Here is a 4,121-nt window from a genome sequence, read left to right as displayed (position 1 = left end):
GTGCAAATTGAGTTCGCCGAACAGCGTCGGCAGCAGCACCCGCAGCGCCGCCGTCATATAGCCCTGATGCGCGAACGGCTGGCCGATCCAATAGCCGATGGTGCCGGCCTGAACGATGCCGCGACGGACATTGGCGAGGGTCACCCCGCCCACCAGCTGGTTGTCGTGCTCGCGAAACACCAGAAACGGGTAGGAGCGGTCGGAGGCGACATCTTCAGAATAGCGGCGCAGCCGGCGGCGAAAGCCGGAGCGGGTCAGGTCGTCGGACGGCCAGATCGGCTCCCACGGCGTCAGATAGGCCCGGCTGTACTCGCGCAGCTCGGCCCATTGCGGGAAATCCGCCATCTGCGGCGCGCGCAGCAACAGCCCATTGCCGCGCGGCGCCAGCGCAGCGGGCCCGACGGATGGCATACGAAACAGCGCCATGGACGGCACTCCCGACCCGCAGAATCGGCGGGCCTCGAACGCCGCGACCCGCGGCGTCAGCTCAATGATAGGACGTCTTGGCCTTGGATTGTGTCAAGCCTTCAGCAAAGCTGACAGCTCTGTCGAGACCGCGGCCACTGCCGAGTGCCACCACGGCCGGCCGGCTCCGTGCCAGCAGCGTGCGTCCAGCTTCCCGCGCGGTGTCGATGGTGACGGCATCGATTCGCCCGACCAATTCGTCGACCGGCAACGGCCGGCCATAGGCCAGGATGTGCCGCGCCAGCTGCTCGGCGCGAGACGAACAGCTCTCCAGCGCCATCAGCAGGCCCGCCTTCATCTGGGCCTTGGCCCGCGAGATCTCGGCGTCGGTCAGGGTGTCGACCGCATCGTTGATGACGTCGACGATCACTTCCATCATCTCCGGCGCATCGGCCGGATCGGTCCCGGTGTAGAGACCGAAGAACCCGGTGTCGCTGTAGGGCGCGTGGAAGGTGTAGATCGAGTAGCACAGCCCGCGCTTCTCCCGCACCTCCTGGAACAGCCGCGACGACATTCCGCCGCCGAGGATGTTGGTGAACACCTGCAGGCTGAACAGCGTCGGCGCGCCCTGCGGCAGCCCTTCGAGCGCCAGCGTCAGATGCGCCTGCTCGAGATCGCGATGCACGACCCGCGAGCCGCCCGCGCCGAACATCGCGGGCTGCGGCTTCGGTGCCGGCGTGGCATCGAAGCTGGCGAAGCGGTGCGAAACCTCTTCGACGATACGGGCGTGGTCGACCGCGCCGGCAGCCGCCACGACCATGTCCGGACCGCGATAATGCGTCGACAGATACGACTGCAGCTTTTCGCGGCTGAAGCTCTTCAGCGTCTTGGCGGTGCCGAGCAGCGAGCGACCGATCGGCTGCTCCGGGTAGCAAAGCTCGTTCAGATACTCGAACACGACGTCGTCAGGCGTATCCTGCGCGGCGCCGATCTCCTGCACGATCACGCTCTTCTCGCGTTCGAGCTCTTCGGCCTCGAACGACGGATTGGCGAGAATGTCCGACAGAACGTCGAGCGCCAGCGGCACGTCCGCCTTCATCACCCGCGCATAATACGCGGTGGTCTCCGTCGAAGTGCCGGCATTGAGGTCACCGCCGACCGCCTCGATCTCCTCGGCGATCTCGCGCGAGGTGCGACGCGTGGTGCCCTTGAACGCCATGTGTTCGAGCAGATGCGAGATGCCGTGCTCGTCCGGCTTTTCGTCACGGCCGCCGACGCCGGTCCAGACGCCGAGCGCGGCAGTCTCGAGATGCGGCATGGTGTCGGTGACGATGGTGAGGCCGGAGGGAAGCTTGCTGACTTCGACGGTCATCCGGCGGCTCCTTGCTTGGCGGCGCGGCTCACCGCCAGCACGTGACGTTCGATCGCCACCTGATCGCGCGGCATGATCTTGATCGTTTCGGTCTTGCTCATCAGCCCGTCGAGCCAGGCCGGCAGCTCCGGCCGGATGCCGCAAGCAGCTTCCACCGCGTCCGGGAACTTCGCCGCATGGGCAGTCGACAGCACGATGTTCGGCACGCTCGAATCGGTGGTGTCGCGATCGGCCACGGCCAGCGCCACCGCGGTGTGCGGATCGATCAGGTCGCCCGCCTCGCGCCAAGCGGCACGGATCGCCGATTCAGTTTCCGCCTCGTCGGCACGGCCGGCGTCGAACTCCTCGCGCACCGCGGCGAGCACCGCATCCGGCAGCACGAAGCGGCCGGACTGGCCGAGCGAGCCCATCAGCGAACGAATCAGCGCCGCGTCGCGCCCGGAGGCCTCGAACAGCAGCCGCTCGAAATTCGACGACACCTGGATGTCCATCGACGGCGAGGTGGTGGCGTGGACTTCGCGCACCTCGTAGATGCCGGTCTTCAGGGTGCGCGCCAGGATGTCGTTGACGTTGGCGGCGATCTTCAACCGACGCACCGGCAGGCCCATCTTCTTGGCGACGTAGCCGGCGAAGATGTCGCCGAAATTGCCGGTCGGCACGGTGAAGTCGACCACACGGTTCGGCGCGCCGAGCGCGACCGCGCTGGTGAAGTAGTACACCACCTGCGCGACGATACGGGCCCAGTTGATCGAGTTGACGCCGGACAGCGCCACCTGGTCGCGGAACTTGTGGTGATTGAACAGCCCCTTCACGATCGCCTGGCAGTCGTCGAAGTGCCCTTCGATCGCCAGCGGATGCACGTTCGGGGCGCCCGACGTCGTCATCATCATCCGCTGCACGTCGGAGATCCGACCGTGCGGAAACAGCACGACGAGGTCGACATTGTTCAGATTGGCGAAGGCTTCGACCGCAGCGCCGCCGGTGTCGCCGGAAGTCGCCACCACGATGGTGGTGCGCTGTTTGCGCTTCTCCAGCACGTGATCCATCAGCCGCGACAGCAGCTGCATCGCGACGTCCTTGAACGCCAGCGTCGGCCCATGGAACAGCTCGAGCACGAACTGGCTCGGGCCGGTCTGCCGCAGCGGCACCACCGCCGGATGCCGGAAGGTGGCGTAGGCGTCGCTCGCCATCCGGCCGAGCTCGGCGTCGGAGATCTCGCCGGCGACGAACGGCCGGATCACCTCGCCGGCGACCTCCCAGTACGGCCGGCCGAACAGGCTGGTGATGGTATCGGGAGTGAGCTGCGGCCAGACTTCCGGAATATACAGTCCGCCGTCACGGGCGAGCCCGGTCAGCATCACGTCGCAAAAGCCGAGGCGCGGGGCTTCGCCCCGGGTCGAAACATAGGTCGTCAAGGGTGCCTCCAAAGGCCCGGCCCAACGCCCAAGCCTTTGATATTGATCGAGTTCAGTCTCACGCGCGGGTGAAATCGGCCTCACCATAAAGGAGTTTGAGGCGCAGGGGAAATCGCTCCCTGTGGCGGATGCGCCCACCGAGGGGGCTCAGGCGATGCGACGTGATGCGTTCGCCGGCGGCACTGCCACCTGCCGTCCCTGGCCGCGCAGCCAGAACGCGAACGCCACCAGCACCGCAGCCGCAAGCCCGAACCAGGTGATGGCGTATTGCAGGTGGTTGTCGCGCAGATGCACGCCGAGCGGCCCCGGCTTCGGCACACCGCCGGCCGGCATCGGCATCTCCAAGTCGATGTAGAACGGCGCGATCTCGGCCGGTTTGTCCCACCCGAGCGCGGCGGCCATCGCCGGCACGTCGCGGGTGAACCACAGCCGCTTGTCGAGGCTTGGGGCCGGCGCAAACAGGCCCGGCTGCTCGGGAAATCGCAAATAGCCGGTCAGCGTCGCCGGCTCACCGCTCAGCAGCGGCTGTACCGCGCGATCCTCGGCACCTCGCTCCTGCATGGTGTTGGGCACGAAGCCGGCGTTGATCACCACAATGCGGCCGTCCACCAGCCGCGCCGGCAGGAACGCCCAAGTGCCGGGACCGGCGACGTCATCGCGCACCGCCGAGCCGGATGAATACACCATCACATCCGGCAGTTTCAGATAGGTCGCGGTGAAGCGGACGCGGCGAAATTCATCGTTCGGCGGATCGAGCGCCGGCCAGTCGCGCGCGGCGGGCAGCGCCACCGGCCCGGTGGCCAGCCGTTCACTCAGAGCCGCGATCAGCCGATGCTTCTCGTCGCGCCGCTGCAACTGCCAGATCCCCAGCGACAGCAGCACCGCCACCATCGTCAGCGCGATCAGGCTCATCCCGGCGATGCTGCGCC

Annotated in this window: 4 protein-coding genes; all 4 read right to left on the bottom strand. The window is 67.1% G+C overall.

Translation table 11 applies throughout. The features are described from left to right. On the bottom strand, positions 1 to 426 hold a 426-nt coding region (locus DYI24_RS22530; RefSeq protein ID WP_164573914.1), incomplete at its 3' end, for a GNAT family N-acetyltransferase. Positions 427 to 487: 61 nt separating this feature from the next. Next, complete coding sequence (locus tag DYI24_RS22525; protein WP_107343010.1) at positions 488 to 1,777, bottom strand: M16 family metallopeptidase; 1,290 nt, start codon at positions 1,775 to 1,777, stop codon at positions 488 to 490. Next, on the bottom strand, positions 1,774 to 3,192 hold the full coding sequence (gene thrC, locus DYI24_RS22520; RefSeq protein ID WP_164573913.1) for a threonine synthase: 1,419 nt from the start codon (positions 3,190 to 3,192) through the stop codon (positions 1,774 to 1,776). Before thrC ends, DYI24_RS22525 begins: the two co-directional genes overlap by 4 nt. 147 nt (positions 3,193 to 3,339) lie before the next feature. Next, positions 3,340 to 4,121 (bottom strand): SURF1 family protein (locus DYI24_RS22515; protein WP_205523635.1); only part of this gene is annotated, 782 nt, incomplete at its 5' end.

The organism is Rhodopseudomonas sp. BR0C11, assembly GCF_010820945.1.
Lineage (GTDB): Bacteria > Pseudomonadota > Alphaproteobacteria > Rhizobiales > Xanthobacteraceae > Rhodopseudomonas > Rhodopseudomonas palustris_H.
This window is presented reverse-complemented; position numbering and strand designations above follow the sequence as displayed.